Origin of the sequence: Streptomyces sp. NPDC047061, from assembly GCF_040643955.1 — a bacterium.
Taxonomy (GTDB): Bacteria; Actinomycetota; Actinomycetes; order Streptomycetales; family Streptomycetaceae; genus Streptomyces.
Window position 1 is genome coordinate 16,901 of the sequence record NZ_JBEYVI010000061.1, and the last position, 19,407, is coordinate 36,307.

The 19,407-nt window shown below is 71.0% G+C and carries 17 protein-coding genes; 13 read left to right on the top strand and 4 right to left on the bottom strand.

Translation table 11 applies throughout. The features are described 5' to 3' along the window. Positions 1-38: 38 nt before the first annotated feature. From ABZ887_RS46700 to ABZ887_RS46710, 3 genes are all read right to left on the bottom strand, one after another. Positions 39-1,229: an acyl-CoA dehydrogenase family protein gene (locus ABZ887_RS46700; RefSeq protein WP_361304988.1), complete on the bottom strand. Its 1,191-nt coding sequence runs from the start codon at positions 1,227-1,229 to the stop codon at positions 39-41. 67 nt (positions 1,230-1,296) lie between these two features. Next, the gene (locus tag ABZ887_RS46705) at positions 1,297-2,484 is read right to left on the bottom strand and encodes an acyl-CoA dehydrogenase family protein (protein WP_361304990.1); all 1,188 of its coding nucleotides are present in this window, start codon (positions 2,482-2,484) and stop codon (positions 1,297-1,299) included. Further along, positions 2,481-3,608 (bottom strand): acyl-CoA dehydrogenase family protein, encoded by a 1,128-nt coding sequence (locus ABZ887_RS46710; RefSeq protein ID WP_361304992.1) that lies wholly within the window; start codon positions 3,606-3,608, stop codon positions 2,481-2,483. Before ABZ887_RS46710 ends, ABZ887_RS46705 begins: the two co-directional genes overlap by 4 nt. A 196-nt stretch (positions 3,609-3,804) precedes the next feature. On the opposite strand from ABZ887_RS46710, the gene ABZ887_RS46715 reads away from it, so the two are divergent. From ABZ887_RS46715 to trxA, 6 genes are all read left to right on the top strand, one after another. Continuing rightward, on the top strand, positions 3,805-4,599 hold the full coding sequence (locus ABZ887_RS46715) for an FCD domain-containing protein (protein ID WP_361304994.1): 795 nt from the start codon (positions 3,805-3,807) through the stop codon (positions 4,597-4,599). Between the two features lie 376 nt (positions 4,600-4,975). Further along, positions 4,976-6,913: an NAD(P)/FAD-dependent oxidoreductase gene (locus tag ABZ887_RS46720; protein WP_361304996.1), complete on the top strand. Its 1,938-nt coding sequence runs from the start codon at positions 4,976-4,978 to the stop codon at positions 6,911-6,913. Positions 6,914-6,926: 13 nt separating this feature from the next. Beyond that, positions 6,927-7,862, top strand: a complete 936-nt coding sequence (locus ABZ887_RS46725; protein WP_361304998.1) for an alcohol dehydrogenase catalytic domain-containing protein — start codon at positions 6,927-6,929, stop codon at positions 7,860-7,862. 60 nt (positions 7,863-7,922) lie between these two features. Continuing rightward, the gene (locus ABZ887_RS46730; protein ID WP_361305000.1) at positions 7,923-9,308 is read left to right on the top strand and encodes an MFS transporter; all 1,386 of its coding nucleotides are present in this window, start codon (positions 7,923-7,925) and stop codon (positions 9,306-9,308) included. 18 nt (positions 9,309-9,326) lie between these two features. Next, positions 9,327-11,030 carry a hypothetical protein gene (locus ABZ887_RS46735; RefSeq protein WP_361305002.1) on the top strand — a complete coding sequence of 568 codons (1,704 nt, stop codon included), beginning with the start codon at positions 9,327-9,329 and terminating at the stop codon, positions 11,028-11,030. 34 nt (positions 11,031-11,064) lie between these two features. Continuing rightward, positions 11,065-11,391, top strand: a complete 327-nt coding sequence (trxA, locus tag ABZ887_RS46740) for a thioredoxin (RefSeq protein ID WP_361305004.1) — start codon at positions 11,065-11,067, stop codon at positions 11,389-11,391. A gap of 314 nt (positions 11,392-11,705) precedes the next feature. Here the strand turns inward: trxA and ABZ887_RS46745 are convergent, their stop codons facing one another. Then, positions 11,706-12,488 carry an SDR family oxidoreductase gene (locus tag ABZ887_RS46745; RefSeq protein ID WP_361305006.1) on the bottom strand — a complete coding sequence of 261 codons (783 nt, stop codon included), beginning with the start codon at positions 12,486-12,488 and terminating at the stop codon, positions 11,706-11,708. 264 nt (positions 12,489-12,752) lie between these two features. On the opposite strand from ABZ887_RS46745, the gene ABZ887_RS46750 reads away from it, so the two are divergent. The 7 genes from ABZ887_RS46750 (at position 12,753) to ABZ887_RS46780 (ending at position 19,386) form a co-directional block, all read left to right on the top strand. After that, on the top strand, positions 12,753-13,772 hold the full coding sequence (locus ABZ887_RS46750) for a GDSL-type esterase/lipase family protein (protein WP_361305008.1): 1,020 nt from the start codon (positions 12,753-12,755) through the stop codon (positions 13,770-13,772). Between the two features lie 74 nt (positions 13,773-13,846). Then, positions 13,847-14,638, top strand: a complete 792-nt coding sequence (locus ABZ887_RS46755; protein WP_361305009.1) for an SDR family NAD(P)-dependent oxidoreductase — start codon at positions 13,847-13,849, stop codon at positions 14,636-14,638. A 9-nt stretch (positions 14,639-14,647) separates the two neighbouring features. Continuing rightward, complete coding sequence (locus tag ABZ887_RS46760; protein WP_361305011.1) at positions 14,648-15,418, top strand: SDR family oxidoreductase; 771 nt, start codon at positions 14,648-14,650, stop codon at positions 15,416-15,418. 134 nt (positions 15,419-15,552) lie between these two features. Continuing rightward, complete coding sequence (locus ABZ887_RS46765) at positions 15,553-16,377, top strand: IclR family transcriptional regulator (RefSeq protein ID WP_361305013.1); 825 nt, start codon at positions 15,553-15,555, stop codon at positions 16,375-16,377. A gap of 194 nt (positions 16,378-16,571) precedes the next feature. Beyond that, positions 16,572-17,486, top strand: a complete 915-nt coding sequence (locus ABZ887_RS46770) for an alpha/beta fold hydrolase (RefSeq protein ID WP_361305015.1) — start codon at positions 16,572-16,574, stop codon at positions 17,484-17,486. Positions 17,487-17,610: 124 nt separating this feature from the next. Then, positions 17,611-18,792: a hydroxylase gene (locus ABZ887_RS46775; protein ID WP_361305017.1), complete on the top strand. Its 1,182-nt coding sequence runs from the start codon at positions 17,611-17,613 to the stop codon at positions 18,790-18,792. Between the two features lie 30 nt (positions 18,793-18,822). Beyond that, positions 18,823-19,386 carry a flavin reductase family protein gene (locus ABZ887_RS46780; protein ID WP_361305019.1) on the top strand — a complete coding sequence of 188 codons (564 nt, stop codon included), beginning with the start codon at positions 18,823-18,825 and terminating at the stop codon, positions 19,384-19,386. The last annotated feature ends 21 nt before the right edge of the window (positions 19,387-19,407 follow it).

Here is a 19,407-nt window from a genome sequence, read left to right on the forward strand (position 1 = left end):
CTCCTGCGCTCTGGATCTCTCGGTGGATCTTCGGTGGATCAGGGACGGGGTTCCCGGGGCAGCCCCAGGGCCCGCTCCGCGACGGTGTTGCGCAGCACCTCGTTGGCGCCGCCCGCGATGGTGTAGGCGCGGGAGTAGAGCAGGGCGTCCTGCCAGTAGCCCCCGGCCACGGCACGTTCGTCGCCCTCGGCCAGGAGCCCGTCGAGCCCCTGCAACCGGACGCCGAGGTCGACGGCGTCCAGGTTGGTCTCGCTGAAGAAGATCTTCACCATCGCGGGGTCGGCGGGCTCGTCGGTGCCGGCCGCCATCCGGGACTGCACGTCCTTGCTCATCAGGTCGGCGACCTGCGTCCGGGTGGCCAGTCGCCCCAGCCGGGCACGGGTGGCGCCGTCCCGGAGGGCGGGCTCTCCCTCCGGGCCGGGCCCGGCGGCCAGATCGAGAATGCCGTCGAGGTCGCCGAGCAGCTCGGCGCTGCGCGCGGCGACCGAACCCCGCTCCTGGGCCAGACTGGCGCCGGCGACCCGCCAGCCGTCGCCGACCTCGCCGATCACCCGGTCCGCGGGGATGCGCACACCGTCCAGGAAGACCTCGTTGAAGTCGGCGGTGCCGGTGATCTCCCTCAGCGGCCGGATCTCCACTCCCGGGGTGCGCATGTCCAGCGCGAACGCGGTGATGCCCCGGGTCCTGCGGGCCGCGGGATCGGTCCGCGCCAGCAGGTAGCCGACGTCGGCGTACTGGGCGTTGGTCGTCCACACCTTCTGCCCGTCGACGACGAAGTCGTCGCCCTCCCGGCGCGCCCGGGTGCGCAGCCCCGCCAGATCGCTGCCCGCCTCCGGCTCGCTGAACAACTGGCACCACAGGTCCGCTCCGGACCGCAGGCGAGGAAGGAAGTGCCGCTTCTGCGCCTCGCAACCGTGGGCCAGCAGCGCTCCGGAGGCCAGCGCACCGGCACCGACCTGCCCCCAGACCCGGGCGCGCGCCAGCTCCTCGGCGACGACGAACGCGTACGCCGGGCGCGGATCGGCGAGACCGCCGTACTCCGTCGGCCACGACCTGCCGAGGTAGCCGGCCTCGTGCAACAGGCCGATCCAGCGCCTCAACTCGGGTACGAGGGCGGCGGCGGGGGCCCGTACGCCCGCGTGTGTCCTGGTGCCCGGCGCACGGGTGCGGATGAACGCCCGCACCTCGGTGCGGAAGGCGTCGAGTCCGGCGTCGGTGTCGAGCCTCATTGCTTCTCCTGTCGAAGTCGGGTGCCGGCACCTCGGCGCGGGAGGCGCGGGTCACCCGGTCGGACTCTCACACCGAGGGCATCCCGGGATCGCGAGGGAGCCCGAGAACCTGTTCGGCGAGGGTGTTGCGCTGGATCTCGGCGGTGCCCGCGCCGATCGTCGAGGCCCGGGTGCGCAGGAAGCCGTACAGCCACCTGCCGCGCTGCACCGCCTCCTCGGAGCCGGGCCCCAGCAGGCCCGCCGGGCCCAGCACGTCGACGGCGAACTCGTGGATGTCCTGCTCGAAGGCGGTGATGTGCAGCCGGGACACGGAGGAGACCGGACCCGGCTCGCCGTGGGCGAGGATGTCCGAGATCGTCCGCTGCCCGTTGTAGTGCATGATCCGCACCCGGATCTCGAAGTCGGCGATCCGGTCCCGCACGTCCGTGTCGTCCAGCGCTCCCCGCTCGGCGAGGAGCTGCTCCAGCTCGGTGAGGACGCGGCGGTAGGTCGCGGCCTGGATCATGGCCCCGGCCGCGCGCTCGTGGCCGAGGCTCGTACGGACCAGCGGCCAGCCCCCGTTCTCCTCCCCGACCCGGTCGGCGACGGGCACGCGGACGTCGTCGAAGAACACCTCCGCGAACAGGTGGCCCCCGGTGAGGTCGCGCAGCGGCCGCACCTCCACGCCCGGCGCGTGGGCGTCGACGATCAGGTAGCTGATCCCGCGCTGCCGGGACTCGCGGGTGCCGGTGCGCACGAGGGTGAAGAACACGTCCGCGCGGGCGGCATGACTGGTCCACACCTTCTGCCCGTTCACCACGTACGTGTCGCCCTCACGGCGTGCGGTGGTGCGCAGGCCCGGCAGGTCGGAGCCGGCCTCCGGCTCGGAGTAGCCCTGCGCCCAGACGGTGTCGCCGCGCAGCATGGCGGGCAGCCAGCGCCGCTTCTGTTCCTCGGTGCCGAACTTGATGATCGTCGGCGCGGCGATCCCCAGGCCCGTGCCGACCGGTCCGGGTACCCGGGCGCGGGCCAGCTCCTCCTGGTACACCACCTGGTGGGCGAACGGCAGGTCCATACCGCCGTACTCCGTCGGCCAGCCGGGTCCGGCGAAACCGTGGTCGAAGAGGGCGGCCTGCCAGGCACGGGTCCAGGCGAACCGCTCCTCGGGGTCGCGGGGGCGCCGCCCGGGTCCGTGACCGGCCAGGAAGTCCCGCAGCCGGGTGCGGAAGGCATCGAGCGACTCGCGGCTCTGCGGGCGCGCGGCAGCCGTCGTCATGGGCGGGTTCCTCCTGCGGTGGTGAGCCGGGCGAGCCGGGCGCGTTCCTCACGCGGCGTGCCGAACAACAGCTCGGACGACTTGGCCCGGCGCAGATAGAGGTGAGCGCGGTGCTCCCAGGTGAAGCCGATCCCGCCGTGGATCTGGATGTTCTCCTTGGCCGCGTGGGTGAAGGTCTCCGAGCAGTAGGCGCGGGCCACACCGGCCGCGATCGCCGCCTCGGTACCCGGCGTGCCCACCGCGGATCCGGCGAACCTGGCCGCCGACCGGGCACACTCCACCTCGACGAGGAGCTGCGCGCACTTGTGCTTGACGGCCTGGAAGGAGCCGATCGGACGCCCGAACTGCTCCCGCGTCCTGGCGTGGGCGACCGCCATGTCGAGACAGGCCGCCGCTCCGCCGACCTGCTCGGCCGCGACCGCCGCCCGGACCAGGTCGTGCACCGCGGCGAGCTCCTGCGAGGCGTCGCCGGAGCCGATCCTGGTCGCCGGGGTGGCGTCGAGACGGATCCGGGCCAGCGGCCGGGTCGGGTCGAGGGCGTCCAGGGCCGTACGGGTCAGGCCGGGCGCGGTGCCCGGGACGGCGAAGACGCCGACGCCGTCGGGGCACCGCGCGGTCACCAGCAGCAGATCGGCGGTGTGCCCGTCGACCACATAGCTCTTCGTACCGCTCAGCGACCAGCCGCCGCCGGGCTGTTCGGTCGCGCTGGTGCGGACGGGCGCCTCCCATCCGCCGTCCGCCTCGGCCGTCGCCAGCGTGGCGGTGAGGTCTCCCGAGGCGATGCCCGGCAGCCAGCGCTCCTGCGCCGGGACGTCACCGCACCGCGCGAGGGTCTGCCCGGCCAGCGCCACCGTGGCGAAGAACGGGCTCGGGCAGAGCGTACGGCCCATCTCCTCCAGCACGACGCCCAGTTCGGCGGGGCCCAGACCGGCGCCCCCGTACCGCTCGGGCACGGTCAGACCGGTGAGCCCCAGCTGGCCGGAGAGCTGCCGCCAGACGTCCCCGTCGTACTCCTCCGGGCCGATGCCGGAAGGCGGTGGCCGGTGCATCACGGCCTTGTCGTCGAGGAACCTGCGCACCAGCCGGCGCAGTTCCTCCTGGTCCTCGTCGAGACTGAGGCTCATCGCGTGCCCACCGGCATCATTGTTACCTTCACGCATCTTGACCTTAGCGGTATGGGGTTAATCAGTAAACTGATTGTGAGGTAATGGGGGGTGGCCCGTCCCGGTCAGCGGGAGGGCCTGAGCGGGGTGACCGGTGACCGGGCGGCCTCGGCACGACCCAGGTGATGAGACTCGCTAATCAAGTACACTCATTGCCATGAGTGCCACAGTGGGTCCGCACATCGGTCAGACGGTCCGCGCGCCCAAGACGGCGGAGCTGATCGCCGCACAGCTGCGCCGCCGTATCGTCCAGGGCGAGCTGACGCCCGGCGAGACCCTGCCGCCCGAGATCCAGCTCATGGAGCAGTTCGGGGTCTCGCGGCCCACCCTGCGTGAGGCGTTCCGCATCCTCGAGGCCGAGATGCTCATCAGCGTCCGCCGCGGAAGCCGGGGCGGCGCTCAGGTCATGGCCCCGGACTTCTCCGTGGCCGCCCGCCATGTCGGCCTGCTCCTGCAGATGCAGGGCACCACCGTCGACGACGTGTACGAGGCCCGCATGATCGCCGAGCCCGCGTGTGCGCGCATGCTGGCCAAGCGGCGCACCAAGCAGGACCTCGCCGACCTCGAAGCGGTCGTCGCGGAACTGCGGTCCGCGGTGGAGGCGAAGGACGACGCCGTGCCCGACCCGGCCCTGTGGTCGCGGCTCACGTACCGGTTCCACGAGCTGATCATGGATCGGTGCGGCAACCGTACTCTGGCGGTTCAGGGTGCGGTGCTCCAGGAGATCGTCGCGACCCATCTCGAACTGCGTGTCGCGCGCAACTTCGACAAGAACGAGTCGCCCGAGCGTTTCCAGCGCGCGATCAAGGGCTACAAGCGCCTGGTGACGCTCCTCGAAGCCCGGGACGCCGAGGGCGCCGAGCGGCACTGGCGCAACCACATGAAGGTCGCGGGCACCTACCTCCTCAAGGACGACCTGCACAACAAGCCCGTGGTGGAACTCTTCGCCTGACCCCGGTCGCCGGAGCACGTTCACGACGCTGTCCCAGTCTCCGCCGGCAAGCGTCGGCTCCGCCGACTTCCGTCCCGCTCAGCGGGACGTGGGGGCCGCGAGGTGCGCCCCCAGGATCTCCTCCGGCATCGAATCCGGTCGGCCGGCTGACGCTCGTCGTCCCGGCGGAACGGCTCTGCCATCTCGCCGCACCGGCCCTTTTGCGGCACCGAGTCGACGCGACTCCTCGGTGACCCGTGCCGGATCACTCGCGCAGGCGTCCCCGTCGTCTTCCCCGCTCCGTCTTGAATCCGACTCCATGAGGCTATTAAGTTAACTGAATAACCTCGATGTCGATCGCCCGCCACCACGGGCGTACCGGCAGGGAAGGAGCCGCATGACCGAGAACGGCAGGCTCGCGACGGGAACGCCACCGCAGGTGGACGAGGCGTTCATCGACCGCGCGTTGGACGACGCGGATCTGAACGCGCTGAGGCTCGCGCTGTACCAGGCCACCCAGGACGAATCCCTGCTCGAAATGAAGCTCAGGACGACCCCCATGTACGGCGGCGCGCTCAACCAGACCGTCGTGGCCGAGGAGGCCGTACCGGAACTGCGAGCCCGGGTGAAGGAGTTCCTGCTCCACAAGCCGTCCGGCTTCACCGAGAAGGTGCCGGACGACACCGAACTGCGCCGCATGTACGAGGCGTTCCGCAACGAGCAGCTCACCGACCGGGACTGGGTCTACCGGCGCGACCTCGCCGCTTTCGACGAGCACCCCCGGCTCGCCCAGTGGACGCGCGGCAGGCCGTCCGTTCCGGAGGGCTTCCATGTGGCGGTCATCGGCGCCGGTTTCGGTGGCATCGCCGTCGCCGTCCAGCTGGAGCACCTCGGTATCCCGTACACGGTCTACGAGCGGCGCCCGGAGCTGGGCGGCACCTGGAGCATCAACGCGTATCCCGACGTCCGGGTGGACACCACCAACTTCCTCTACCAGTTCTTCTTCGAGAAGAACTACCCGTGGACCGAGTACTTCGCGCGGGCCGGCGAGGTGCGCGAGTACCTCCAGCACGTGGCCAAGAAGTACGGCGTCTTCGAGCACATCAGCTTCGACAGCGACGTCAAGGAGGCCGTCTTCGACGCCGGGACCGGCCGCTGGTCGCTCGACGTCGTGATCGACGGCCGGGCGCAGAAGCTCGAAGCCAACGCGGTGGTGAGTGCGAGCGGCCTGTTCGCCACGCCCAAGCGCCTCGACGTCCCGGGCATCGAGGAGTTCCGGGGCGAGATCGTGCACACCGCCGAGTGCACCGGCCAGGAAGTGCTCGACGGCCGTGACGTCGCGATCATCGGCAACGGCTCGACCGGTGTGCAGATGATGTCGTCCGTGCGCGAGCGGGCGCGGAGCGTCGGCGTCTTCCAGCGCACCCCGCAGTGGATCAGTCCGCGGGACCGCTACGGCGAACCCATTCCCCCGGAGACCCGCTGGCTCCTGGACACCATGCCCTACTACTGGAACTGGTACTGCTACTCCATCGCGACCCTCCGCCTCGGCGGCCAGGTCCTCCAGGAACCCGACCCGCAGTGGCAGGCCGCGGGCGGCCTCGTCAACGAGGCGAATGACGGCTACCGGGAGAGCCTGACCAAGTACGTGAAGTCCAAACTGGGCGACCGGCCCGACCTGTGGGAGAAGCTCATCCCGCGGCACGCGCCCATGGCCCGCCGGCTCATCGTCGACAACAACTGGTACGCCTCGCTGCTGGAGGACAACGTCGAGCTGGTCACGGAGTCCGTCGAGCGGTTCACCCCGACGGGCATCCGGACCACCGACGGGAAGGAACGCTCCTACGACCTCGTCTTCACCGCCACCGGCTTCGCCACCCAGAAGTACCTGTGGCCCACCCGGTACCAGGGCCTGGACGGGGAGACCCTGGAGGAGCGCTGGAACGACCCCGCGGGCGGCGGCCCCCGCGCCTACCTCAGCATCACGGTGCCGCGGTTCCCGAACCTGTTCATCATGTACGGACCCAACTCGCAGAACCGGTCCGGCTCGTTGATCGTGTGGATGGAGACCTGGGCGCGCTACACGGCCGAGGGCCTGATCGCCCTGATCGAGGGTGGCCACCACTACCTGTCCGTGCGTGAGGAGGTCTTCGAGGAGTACAACCGCCGGCTGGACGAGGCGATGCTCTCCCTCATCTGGTACGACCCCGGATCCAAGGACCGCAACTACTACGTGAACGAGTTCGGCCGGCAGCAGGTCAACGTGCCCTGGCGGCTGGAGGAGTACCACGAGCTGCTGGCGAGGTTCCGTCCCGAGGACTACGACTTCGCGTGAGGGGTGGGTCGCTGTGAGAGCCGTGCGCTGCTCGCCTCCGGGCGTCGAGGTCGTGGAGGCCGAGGAACTCGTCGGAGAAGGTGAGCTGGTCCGGGTGGCCGCCGTGGGGATCTGCGGCTCCGACCTGCGATACCTGAGACGCGGAAGTATACAGATCGCCGGGCACGAGATCGCCGGGACGGCGGCGGACGGCACACCGGTGGCCGTGGAGGCCATCGCCCGGTGCGGTACCTGCGAGTGGTGCGCTGCCGGCCGGCACAACATGTGCCGGCGGGCGGGCCAGGACATCGTGGGGATGACGGCACCGGGCGGGATGGCGGAGCGCTACCTGGCGCCGTCCTCGGCACTCGTACCGCTGCCGGCCGGGCTGCCCCTGGAGGACGCGGCACTCGTCGAACCGGGCGCCGTCTCCTGGCACGCCTGCCGCCAGGGCGAGGCCGGCCCCGGCACCCGGGTCGCGGTGGTGGGGGCCGGCACCATCGGCATGCTGGCCGCCGCCGCGGCACAGCGGATGGGGGCACCCGAGGTGGCCCTCGTGGCCAGACACCCGTACCAGGCCGAGGCGGGCGAACGCCTCGGCATGACCCGCCCGTCGGGTCTGTACGACGTGGTCATCGAGGCGAGCGGCAGCGAGAGCGGACTGTCCCGTGCCGTCGAACTGGCGCGGCCGTTCGGCACGGTGGCCACGGTCGGGGTCTATCCGCCCGATGTCACCTGGCCGTACATGGCCGCGTTCCTCAAGGAGGTCCGCCTGGTTCCGTCGATGGGATACGCGCAGGACGCGACGGGGACACGGGAGTTCACACATGCCGCCCGGCTGCTGGCCGACCGGCCCGAGATCGCCCGGACCCTGATCAGTCACCGGTTCGGCATCGAGGAGGCCGGCCGCGCCTTCGAGGTCGCCGCCGCCAGACCGCCGGGGACCTTCAAGGTCGTCGTACATCCGTGACCTCCAGGGGGCCCATCCTCCCGCTCACCCAGACACCCACACCGTCGGGCGGAGACGAAGATGTCGAAAGCCATCCCCACCCCACCCGTGCTGAGCGATTCCGCAGGCGGCCGAGCGAACGCCGCGCGGGTGGGGATCGCGAGCATGCTCGGGACCTTCATCGAGTTCTACGACTTCACCTGCTACGGCTTCCTGATCGTCTACATGGCCCCGCTCTTCTTCCCGGCGGGCGACCGGGCCACGGGCGTGCTCACCTCACTGGGCGTCTACGGAGTGGGGTACCTCGCCCGTCCGCTCGGCGCGCTCTTCTTCGGCCGTTTCGGTGACCGGCACGGTCGGCGCTCCGCCCTGCTGGTCACCGTCATCGGCATGGGAGGCGCCACGACGGTCATGGGGCTGCTGCCGACCTACGGGACGGCCGGGGTCGCCGCCCCCGTCCTGCTCGTGGTCGTGCGCATGGTGCAGGGATTCTGCGCAGGCGGCGAGATCGGGGGAGCTGCCACGCTGGTCTCCGAGTCCGACGGCGGCCGCAGAAGCGGACGCTTCCAGGCGCTGATACCCCTGGGGTCGAGCCTCGGCGTGGCGGTCGCACCGGCCGTGGTCGCCATCCTGGTGACGGTTCTCGGCTCACGGGAGATGGAGCACTGGGGCTGGCGGGTCCCGCCGCTCCTGTCGGCGGCGATGACCCTCGCCGTGGTTCTCTACCGGCTCCGGGTCGAGGACTCGCCGGAGTTCCGGTCACTGGCCGCCACCGAGTCGGTCGAACGCTCGCCCGTGCGCGCCGCGCTGCGCGGCCACTGGCGCATGATCACGGTCGCGGCGGTGCTCAACCTGGTCGTCACCATGATGCTCGGCGTCCTGGTCAACTACATGAGCGTCTACCTGCTCTCCGTCCTCGGCGTGCCGGCCATGAGGGTGTACTGGCTCTCGGCGGCATGCCTGTTCCTCGGCGCCTGCGGGTTCCTCGTGGGTGGCTGGTGGACCGACCGGTTCGGGCGCCGGTCGGCGATGCTGCTCGGCTGCGGCGGCTCGGCCGCACTGGTCTTCCCGCTGCTGTACGGCATGCGCGGGGTGGCCTCCGGGGGCGCCTGGGCGCTCGTCGGAGCAGGGGCTCTGTACGTGCTTTCGCTCGCGTTCAGTTACGCGGCGGCCCCCGCGATGTACGTCACCCTCACCCAGGCCTTCCCGACCCGGGTCCGCTACACGTCGGCGTCGTTCGCCTACAACGTCGGCGCCGTCGCGGGCGGTGGTCTGACGCCGTACCTGGCCGCCCGGCTGACGCAGTCCGCCGGTCCGAGAGCGGCCGGCTGGCTGGTGGTCGCCGCCGCGGTCGTCGGGGTCACGGTGATGTCGCTGCTGACGTCGAGGAGCCCGCGACCAGCTGTGTCGGACCGGGGTATTGACGGCGACAGCATGAGTAATCGTATAACTGATACAGATAACTGAACTGTTGAGGAGAGAGCCGTGACGATCCAAGCCGGCGTAGAACGGATCACCGTCGAGGTGGTCAATCCGACCGCGGACAAGCAGGATTCCGCGGGGTCGCCCATCGCCCCGCGACTGGACACGCTGAACGGGAAGGTGCTGGGGCTGCTCTCCAACAGCAAGCCCAACGCCGAGGTCGCGCTGCAGGCGGTGGCGGAGAAGATCAAGGAGAAGTACCCGGATCTCAAGATCCGTCTCTACCCCGGATCCATCCGCTTCGAGCCCGAGCTGCTGCGGCGGGCCATCGAGGAGAGCGACGCCCTCATCGGTGCCACCGCGGACTGCGGTGCCTGCACCTCGTGGCTGATCCACGACGGTGCGCAGGCGGAGAAGGCCGGTGTCCCGCAGGTCACGATCGTGGCCCGGGGCTTCGAGCGGGACACGGACACCAGCGCCAAGGTGTTCGGGGTGCCGGGCCTGCGGTACGTGGTCGTGCCCCGGGTCTTCACCGCGCTCACGGCGGAACAGGCGGCCGAGCAGACCCTCCCGCTCACGGACGACATCATCAAGGCGCTCACCGAGTCGCCCGCGGACGCGCAGGCCGAGGCGGCGGAGCCGGCGGACACGGAGGAGTGGCAGGAGTCGTTCACCTTCCACGGCGCCGACGCGGTGGCGGCCGTGGACGCCTTCAACACGTACTACCTGGAAAAGGACTTCGGTGACGGCCTGCCGCTGCACGCACCGACCCGGGCGAAGGTGGAAGCGATCATCGAGGCCCAGGGGCGGCCGCGGGACGAACTGATCCTCACCGTCCCGCCGCTGCACAGCAACGGAACCGTGGAGCGGATCGCGGTCAACGCCGCGATGGCCGGCTGCCGTCCGGAGGAACTGCCCGTCGTGATCGCCGCGCTCAAGGCGATCGCCGCCTGCCCGCCGCCGATGAACCTCTCGGTCCTGATGTCGACCGGGGCCTTCGCCCCCGTGATCCTCGTCAACGGCCCCCTGGTGAAGAAGCTCGGCATCAACAGCGGGCGCAGCCCGCTCGGCCCCGGGCTCAACAACCGGGTCAACATCCGCATCGGCCGGGCGGTCGCCCTGACCCTGCGCAACCTCGGCGCCTGGATCCCCGGCCGCATGGACCTCGACACCATCGGCACGGTGCGCAAGAACATCCAGGTGTTCGGGGAGAACGAGGACGAAAGCCCCTGGGAGCCCTTCCAGGTCGGCCAGGGCCTGCGTCCGGACGACAGCACGGTGACGGTGGTGCACACGGTCGGGGAATGGGATCTCGGTTCCAACCACGGGCCGGCCGACCGCCGTATCCGCTCCATCGCCGCGCGTACTCCCACGCTCACCCAGGTCGGGTTCATGACCAGCACGCTGGCCGGTCTCCAGGGCAACGAGGACGGGCTGTTCTACCTGCTGCCGCCGGAGACGGCGAAGAAGTTCTCGGACGCCGGGCTGAGCAAGGACGCGGTGAAGCGGTTCCTGCTGCACAACATGCGGCCGCGGATCGCCGACGTCATCGCGCCCTTCATCGACTTCCGGGAGCGCGGCCTGGTGCGGCCCGAGTGGGAGTGGATGTTCCAGCTCACGCCCGAGGAGCAGCGCAGCCAGTCGGTCCAGGCGTTCAACGACCCGGCCGCGATCAACATCGCCGTCGCCGGGCACGGCACGCCCAAGGAGTTCGTCTTCGGCACCATGACCACGCCGATCACCGAGAAGATCATCGCTGTCGGCTAGTCCCGCGGCGACGCGGGGAGAGGAGGGTGAGGTCATGACGGCAGCCGTTCGCGCGGTCACCGACGACGACTTCGACGACGTCGTCCAGGGGGCCGGCCGGCCGGTGCTCGTGGACTTCTGGGCGCCGTGGTGCGGCCCGTGCCGGATCATGAGCCCGATCCTGGACACCATGGCCGAGGCGCACGAGGGAAACCTCGACATCGTGAAGGTCAATCTGGACGAGAGCCCGGAGACGGCGCGCAGGTTCGGCGTCTCCTCGATCCCCGCGTTCCTGCTCTTCTCCGGCGGGGAGCTGGTCACCACGCTGGTCGGGGCCAAGCCGCGCACGGTTCTCGAAAAGGCCATCGCCGACCATCTGTGACGCGGGGGCGGGGGGCGCGGATCCGGTGTCCCGGGCCCGCGCCCGGTCCCGCCGCGTCCGCGGTGATCCCGGATCCTGTATGCGCTTCCCGAGTCCGGTGATGCTCCGGCCCGGTGGCCCCGCCCGATGCCCGCGAACGTCTCGACCGTACGGGGCCCTGCTGTGCCCTTGCGGGCGGCGCCCTGACGGGCGGCGAACGCGCCCGTGCGGTGACGGCGGCCGGTCGGGCCGTCACGGGACGGCGGTCGGGTCCGGCCGCCGCCCCCGGGCCGGGAGGGCCATGTGCCGCCGGTCCCGGGAACGCCGTCCTGTGCTCAGAGCCGGTAGGCGAACTTCCGCCCCGCGCCGCCGTCGACCACCAGCGTCTGCCCGGTGACCCAGCCCGAGAGGTCGGTGAGGAAGAACAGGATGGCCGAGGCGATGTCGCTCGTCCGGCCCACCCGCCCCAGCGGCACCTGCTGGGCGGCCTTCTCGTAGTAGTCCGGCTCGGGGTGCCGCTCGGCCACCCGCGGGGTCGCCGTCTGCCCGGGGGCGACGACGTTCACCCGGATGTCCGGGCCGAGTTCGAGGGCGGCCGTGCTGACGAGGTTGGCGAGACCGGCCTTCGCCGCCCCGTAGACGGCGTGGTTGGGGGCGGAGCGCAGCCCCGACACCGAGCCCACGAACACCATCGAGCCGCCCTCCGTCATCGCCCGCGCGCCGATCTGCAGGGCGAGGAAGACATGGCGGAGATTCAGGTCCAGGCCGCGCTGCCAGAGCTCGTCGGTCACCTCGCTGAGCGGACCGTTGTCGGAGATGCCGATGATGTCGGCCAGGCCGTGCACCGGGCCGAAGCGTGCCACCGCCTCGCCGACCAACCGTTCGACGTCCGCCCGGTCCGTCGCGTCACCGGACAGTGCCAGCCCGCCGACCTCCTCGGCGACCGCCTTCGCGCGGACGTGGTCCACGTCGACCACGGACACCTTGGCGCCGACGCCGGCCGCGGCGAGGCAGGTCTGCCGGCCGATGCCCAGACCTCCGCCGAGTACGAGAACGTGCCGCCCCGTCAGATCGATCAGATCGCGGTACTCGGGCGTGGGTTCCGTGATGCTGCCCATCGTGCCTCCCTGGCTGGCGAGGGGACGTCCGCAGAAGCGCTCCGGAAGGTGCTGACACGTTCCTTGACGCCGGATGGAGCCACCTCGTTAATATAGCGATATCCGTTAAGTAAGTTAGATGAATTGCAGGGAAGCGTTCAACGCCCTGGCCGAAGCCCCGGCTCGAAGCCCTCGCTCGAAGCCCAGGGACCGAGGAAGCGGGACGCCGCGCTCGTGCCGTCGCACGAAACCGTCTCCGCTGCCCGAATGAGAGGTGATCCCCGTATGATCCGGGTTCAGCCGGAACGCTTTCTCCGTGGTGTCCTGCCCGGCCTGTCGTGGACCGACGAAGGCTCGCGGCTGCCGGCCGCCGCATGCGCGAAGCTGACGGCCGACACCGTGCGGGCCGCCCGGGTGCCCGCCGGTCTGCACCTCGCCTTCACCGGCCCGGTGTCGACGGTCGAGCTGACCGTGGCGGTGGGGGAGCGGACCACCGTGCCGGCTCCCACGCTGCCCGAGGCCTTCGTGGTGCGGGTACCGGACAGCCCGCCGAGGCGGTTCCCGCTCCCGGCCGACGGCGGAGTGGTGCGCGTGACGCTGCCGGAGCGGGATCCGGACCAGGTCGTGCGCGTGTACCTGCCCGAGTACACCGGGGTCGCGGTCGTCGGGCTCGCGGGAGACCGGCGACCGGAACCGGCGCCCAGAGGTCCCCGGTGGGTGGTGTACGGCGACTCCATCACCCAGGGCTGGTCGGTCACGGAACCCGGTCTCGCCTGGCCCTCCCGGATCGCCGACGCCCTCGGGCTCGACCTGGTCAACCTGGGCTTCGCGGGGGCCGCCCGCGGCGAGCTCCCCACCGCCGACGTGGTGGCCGCCTCCGGGGCCGACGCCGTCGCGCTGGCCTGGGGCACCAACGCGTACACGTCACTGCCGACCAGCCCGGCCCGGATCGCCGAGACGATGCGGCTCTACCTCACCGCCGTACGCGCAGGGCTGCCCGAGGCGCCGATCGTCGTGGTGAGCCCCATCGTCCGGCCGGACGGGGAGGACGTCCCCAACCGTTTCGGGGCCACTCTCGCCGATCTGCGCGAGGCACTGGAGGACGCGGTTCGCCGGTTCGCGCAGACCAGCGGGGACGTCCGGGTGACCCTCGTCCCGGGCCGGGACCTCGTGCCGGCCGGACTGCTCGTGGACGGCATCCACCCGGGCGACGACGGACACCGGGCCCTTGCCGAGGGGGTGACGGCGCAGGTCGCCGAGGGGCTGGGCCTGGACGCCGGACCGGTGGCGGCGGGGGCGGCATGACGAGCCGGTCGAACCCCGCCGGGCACAGCCCGTACGAACTCAGCACCGCCGTACCGCGGCGGGGGAGGAGCGAGATGGATCTGTCGACCGTGTTCCGGCTGGACGGCAAGGTGGCGGTGGTCACCGGTGCCGGGAGCGGCATCGGACGGGCGGGTGCGGAGGTGCTCGCCGCGGCCGGCGCCCGCGTCGTCGTCGCCGACCTCGACCTGGCGGGCGCCGAGGAGACCGTGGCCGGCATCAAGGAGGCCGACGGGGAGGCCGTGGCACGCCAGGTCGACGTGGCCGACCCGCACGCCGTGACCGCTCTGGTCGACGAGACCGTCTCCGGACTCGGACAGCTGGACGTCCTCGTCAACAACGCGGGCATCATGATCCGCCGCCCGCTCACCGAGGTCCCGCCGGAGGAGTTCGACCGGGTCCTGGCGGTGAACCTGAAGAGCGTGCTCTACGGCTGCCAGGCCGTCGCCCGCGTCATGCGACCGGGGTCCGCCATCGTCAACACGCTCTCCACCATCATCGACTTCGCCACCGCCGGCACCGGCTCGTACGCCGCGACCAAGAAGGGCGGCGAGGCCCTGACCCGGACCTTCGCCCTCGAACTGGGGCCCCGGGGCATCCGGGTCAACGGTGTCGCCCCCGGCTGGACGGACACCGGCATCACCCGGCAGCGACATGTCGACGACTCCGGCCGCTTCCAGCAGGACCGGTTCGACGAACTCGCGAGCAGGATGGCCTCCTCCTCGCCCCTTGGCACGGTCGCCGAGTCGCTCGACTCGGCCTACGCGGTCCTCTATCTGGCGTCCGAAGCGAGCCGCTTCGTCACCGGACACGTGATCCGCGTCAACGGCGGAGCTTCGATGGCCTGAGAGGCGACCATGACAGGAAGACTGCGGGACAAGGCGGCTCTGATCAGCGGAGCCGCCCGCGGCCAGGGCGCCTGCGAGGCCGCCCTGTTCGCCCGGGAGGGTGCCGAGGTGATCGTCACCGACGTCCTGGACGACCTCGGCGAGGCCACCGCGCGATCGGCGGCCGGACTCTACCTCCACCTCGACGTCACCTCCACCGCGGACTGGGACGCCGCCGCCGGCACCGTGCGCGAGCGCTTCGGGTGCCTGGACATCCTGGTCAACAACGCCGGCATCGCGCCCGCCCGGCTCGGCCGGATCGACGAACTCGACATCGAGGACCACCTCCGGCTCTTCGATGTCAACGTGCACGGAGCCTTCTACGGCATCCGCGCCATGCTTCCGCTGCTGCGCGAAGCACCGGGGGCGTCGGTGGTCAACGTGTCCTCGATCGACGGACTGACCGGCGTCGGCTCGATGGCGAGCTACGTCGCGTCCAAGCACGCGCTGACCGGCCTCACCCGGTCGCTGGCCATCGACCTCGGCCCCCTGGGCATCCGGGTCAACTCGCTGCACCCCGGGATCATCGACACCCCGCTCGTCCGTTCCATCGGCGAGGCGCGCTCCGCCCGGCTGGCCCGCACCGTGGGGCGGCAGCCGCTGACCCGGATGGGCCGGCCGGAGGAGATCGCGGCCATGGCCCTCTTCCTCGCCTCGGACGAGTCCTCCTACTGCACCGGGGCCCAGTTCACCGCCGACGGCGGTCATCTCGCCGGTCCCTACCGGGAGTTACCAGTCTGACCAGCGGTGGCGACGTCCCCGCAGAGCGCGTAGTGATCCTCGAAGCAGAGCCGACGAAGTCTTTTCGAAGAGGAACCCGTTGGACGGCGACCGTACCGAACGGCCCGCCGTCCAGGGATGCTCAGGAGGTCGCAGTGTCCGAGTCCCCGTCCAGCATGGTCGACAGGGTCGTCACGATCCTGGGTGTCTTCGAACGGTCCACGGGGCCGCTCAACCTGGGCCAGATCAGCGCCCGCAGCGGTCTGCCGCGCTCCTCCGTGCACCGCATCCTCCAGCAGCTGGTCAACGCCCGCCTGCTGAGCAGGTACGACAACGAATACCGGCTCGGGCTGCGCATGTTCGAGATCGGCAGCCTGGTCGTGCACCGTACCCGGATGAGCGAGGCGGCCAGGCCGCTGCTGCAGGAACTGTGCACGGCCACCGGCCACGTGGTGCACCTGGCGGTGCTCAACCAGCAGGACGTGGTCTACCTGGAGCGGGTCGGCGGAGCGTTCGCCAGCACCCTGCCGTCCCGGATCGGCGGCCGCCTCCCGGCCCACTGTACGGCCGTGGGCAAGGCGATCCTCGCGCACTCCCCCAAGGACGTGGTGGACGAGTACCTGTGGAGCGGTCTGTGCCGTCGTACGGACGCGAGCATCGCCACGGCACAGGCCCTGGAGTCCGCCCTCGCCCGGATCCGGGCCACCGGATACGCCACGGAGACCGGCGAGGCCGTCTCCACGGTGGCGTGCGTGGCCGCACCGGTCCTCGTCATGGACCAGGCGATCGCCGGCATCTCGGTGTGCGGTCCCAAGGAGCGTGTCCGCGCCGACGAGCTGAAGTTCCGGGTCAAGTGGATCGCCGCCGAGATCTCCCGGCGCCTGACGGTGACCGCCAGGCCCCGCCCCCGCCCGCTGATCACCTCTGTCCCGCTCAGCGGGCAGATGGCGTCCGTCGGAGTGGCGGATGCGGGACGATGAGCGGGTGACGGACGAAGCGGTGCGGAACACGCCTCCGCCACGACCGCTCGACGACATCCCACCGGCCCCGCGGAACCCGAAGTCCTGACGCCCCTCGGGGTGTTCTGTCCGCCGGGGGTCGGCCGGCCGCGGTCGCGCGCCCGTCACGGGGGACCTGTCGCACACATCGAGCCGCCGTCACGAGGAGCGCAGTCATGCCCGAAGCCGGAAACGGTCCCGGTACCCAGGGTCGGTCGACGACCCTCACCTTCGAGTCGACCAGGGTCACCAAGGACGTCGACGGGCTCACCTTCGCCTACCACGAGGCGGGCGAGGGCGAGCCGCTGATCATGCTGCACGGTTCGGGCCCCGGCGTCAGCGCCTGGTCGAACTTCCGCTACAACCTGCCCGTCTTCGCCGAGCGGTTCCGCACGGTCATGCCCGACCTTCCGGGCTTCGGAGGCTCCGGCCTGCCATCGCTCGACGAGGTGTACCCGGTGACCGCGGCCCGCTGGATCAGCCGGCTCATGGACGACCTGGGCATCGAGTCGGCGCTGTTCGTCGGCAACTCGATGGGCGGCGCGGTCGCGGCCGAGCTCGCGGCCCTGCACCCGGAGCGGGTCCGCAAGCTGGCGCTCATGGGATCCGGCGGACTGTCCGTGGGACTGTTCGGCGCCGAACCGAGTGAGGGGTTCGTCCGGCTCTTCGAGTTCCTCGACGACCCGACCCGCGAGCGCATGACCGCCTGGGTGCGCACCATGGTCTCCGACCCCCGCCTGATCACCGACGAACTCATCGACGAGCGCATGCACAACGCTCTCCAGGAGGGCGTGATCGACAGGACCAGGGCGATCATCGGCTCGATGTTCAACCCCGGCCTGCGCCAGAAGTACACGCCGTTGTGGACGAAGGCCGCGACCTTCACCACTCCGACCCTGCTGCTGTGGGGACGCGACGACCGCATGCTCCCCTACGACCAGGCGCACTTCGCCAACCGGACGCTCCCGGACGTCGAACTGCACACCTTCGCGCGCTGCGGCCACTGGGCGCAGGTCGAGCGGAAGACCGAGTTCGAACGCGTGGTGCTGGAGTTCCTCACCCGCAAGACCTCGGACACGGCCATGCCGTGAGCCGCGGCCGCGATGTCCCGCCCAACGGGACCGGGCCACGCGCGAACAGCGCAGTTGATGACAATGAGGAATATTCCACGCCGCCGTCGGGAGGCGGCCTACGAGGAAGTGGACGGTACGGGGCATGGCGCATGAGGTCGTCGAGCGAGTCGAGCAGTACGGTCCGAAGCTGGCGGAACTGGCCGCCGGGAACGAGAAGTTGGGCAAGCTGAGCGACGAGACGGTCGGTCTGCTGCGCTCCGCCGGGGTGCTGCGCCTGCTGCAGCCCGTCAAGTTCGGGGGCTACGCGGCCCATCCACGGGACTTCGCCGAGGCCGTCATGGCCGTGGCCCGCCATGACGGTGCCGCGGGCTGGGTGTGCGGGGTCGTCGGCGTCCACCCCTGGGAGGCCGCGCAGATGGACCCCAGGGTGGCGCAGGAGGTGTGGGGCGAGAACCAGGAGACCTGGATCGCCTCCCCCTACATGCCGAACGGGATCGCCGAGCCGGTGGACGGAGGGTACGTCCTGTCCGGGCGCTGGCCCTTCTCCTCGGGCACCGACCACGCCGACTGGGTCTTCCTCGGCGCGCTCGTCGGCGACGGCAAGGGCCGGCCGGCGTCCCCGCCGAACGTCCTGCACGTGATCCTGCCCAGGTCGTCGTACGAGATCATCGACGACTCCTGGGACGTGATCGGGCTGTGCGGCACCGGCAGCAAGGACGTCGTGGTCGACGGCGCCTTCGTCCCCGCCTACCGGACCGTCGGCCAGGACGAGGTCTCGGCGGGGGAGGCGGCCGTGGGCAACGGCGTCGACGAGGCCCTCTACCGGCTGCCGTTCACCTCGATGTTCCCGCTCGGGATCACCTCCGCCGTCATCGGCATCTGCGAGGGAGCCCTGGACCTCCACCTGGCGCAGCAGCGCGAGCGGGTGGCGGTGACCGGCGTCCAGGTCCGCGACGACCCGTACGTGCTCTACGCGGCGGGTGAGGCGGCAGCGGAGATCGCCGCCTCGCGCGTGCAGCTGATCGACGGCATCAGCCGGGTCTACGACCGGGTGGCGGCCGGGGAGACGGTCACGATCGAGGAGCGCTCCGACATCCGGCGCAACCAGGTGCGCTGCGCCTGGCGGGCGGTGTCCGCGCTCGACGAGATCTTCACCAGGTCCGGCGGGAACGTGATCCGGCGGGGCAACCCGCTCCAGCGCTACTGGCGGGACGCGCATGTGGGCCTCGCCCACATGATCCATGTGCCCGGTGTGGCCTACCACGCGAACTCGCTGGCGCAGATGGGGATCGACCTGCCCCCGCAGCTGCGCGTGATGCTCTGAGTCGGGGCCCAGAGGGTGAGGAGGAAGCACATGCACGCCGAGGGCGCACCGAGTCCCTCTTCCGCGGGTTCCCCGGAATCCCCCGAGGACAGGACCTACTTCCGGCAGGTGCTGGGGAACTTCCCGACGAGCGTGGTGGCCATCACCGCGGCGATGCCGGAGGGGCCGCCCGAGGCGATGATCGTCGGGTCGTTCACGTCGGTCTCGCTGGACCCGCCCCTGGTGGCGTTCCTGGCGGACCGCTCCTCGCGGACCTTCCCGAAGATCCGCGACGCCGGCCGGTACTGCGTCAACGCCCTGGCCTCCGACCAGGAGGCGCTGTGCCGGGCGATGGCGGCGCGGGGGGCCGACCGGTTCGACGGAATCGGCTGGGGGCGGTCGCCGCTCGGCAACCCGGTCCTGGACGGTGTGGTGGCCTGGATCGACTGTGAGCTGGTGGAGGTCGTGGAGATCGGCGACCACTTTCTCGCCGTGGGCCGGGTCCACGCCCTGCGGTCCGAGTCGGTCAAGACGCCGCTGCTGTTCTTCCGCGGCGGCTACGGCGACTACTTCTCCAGCACGTCGGTCCTGCTGGACCGGCTCGTCGGCTGGTAGCGGCCGGGGCGGCGCACGAAA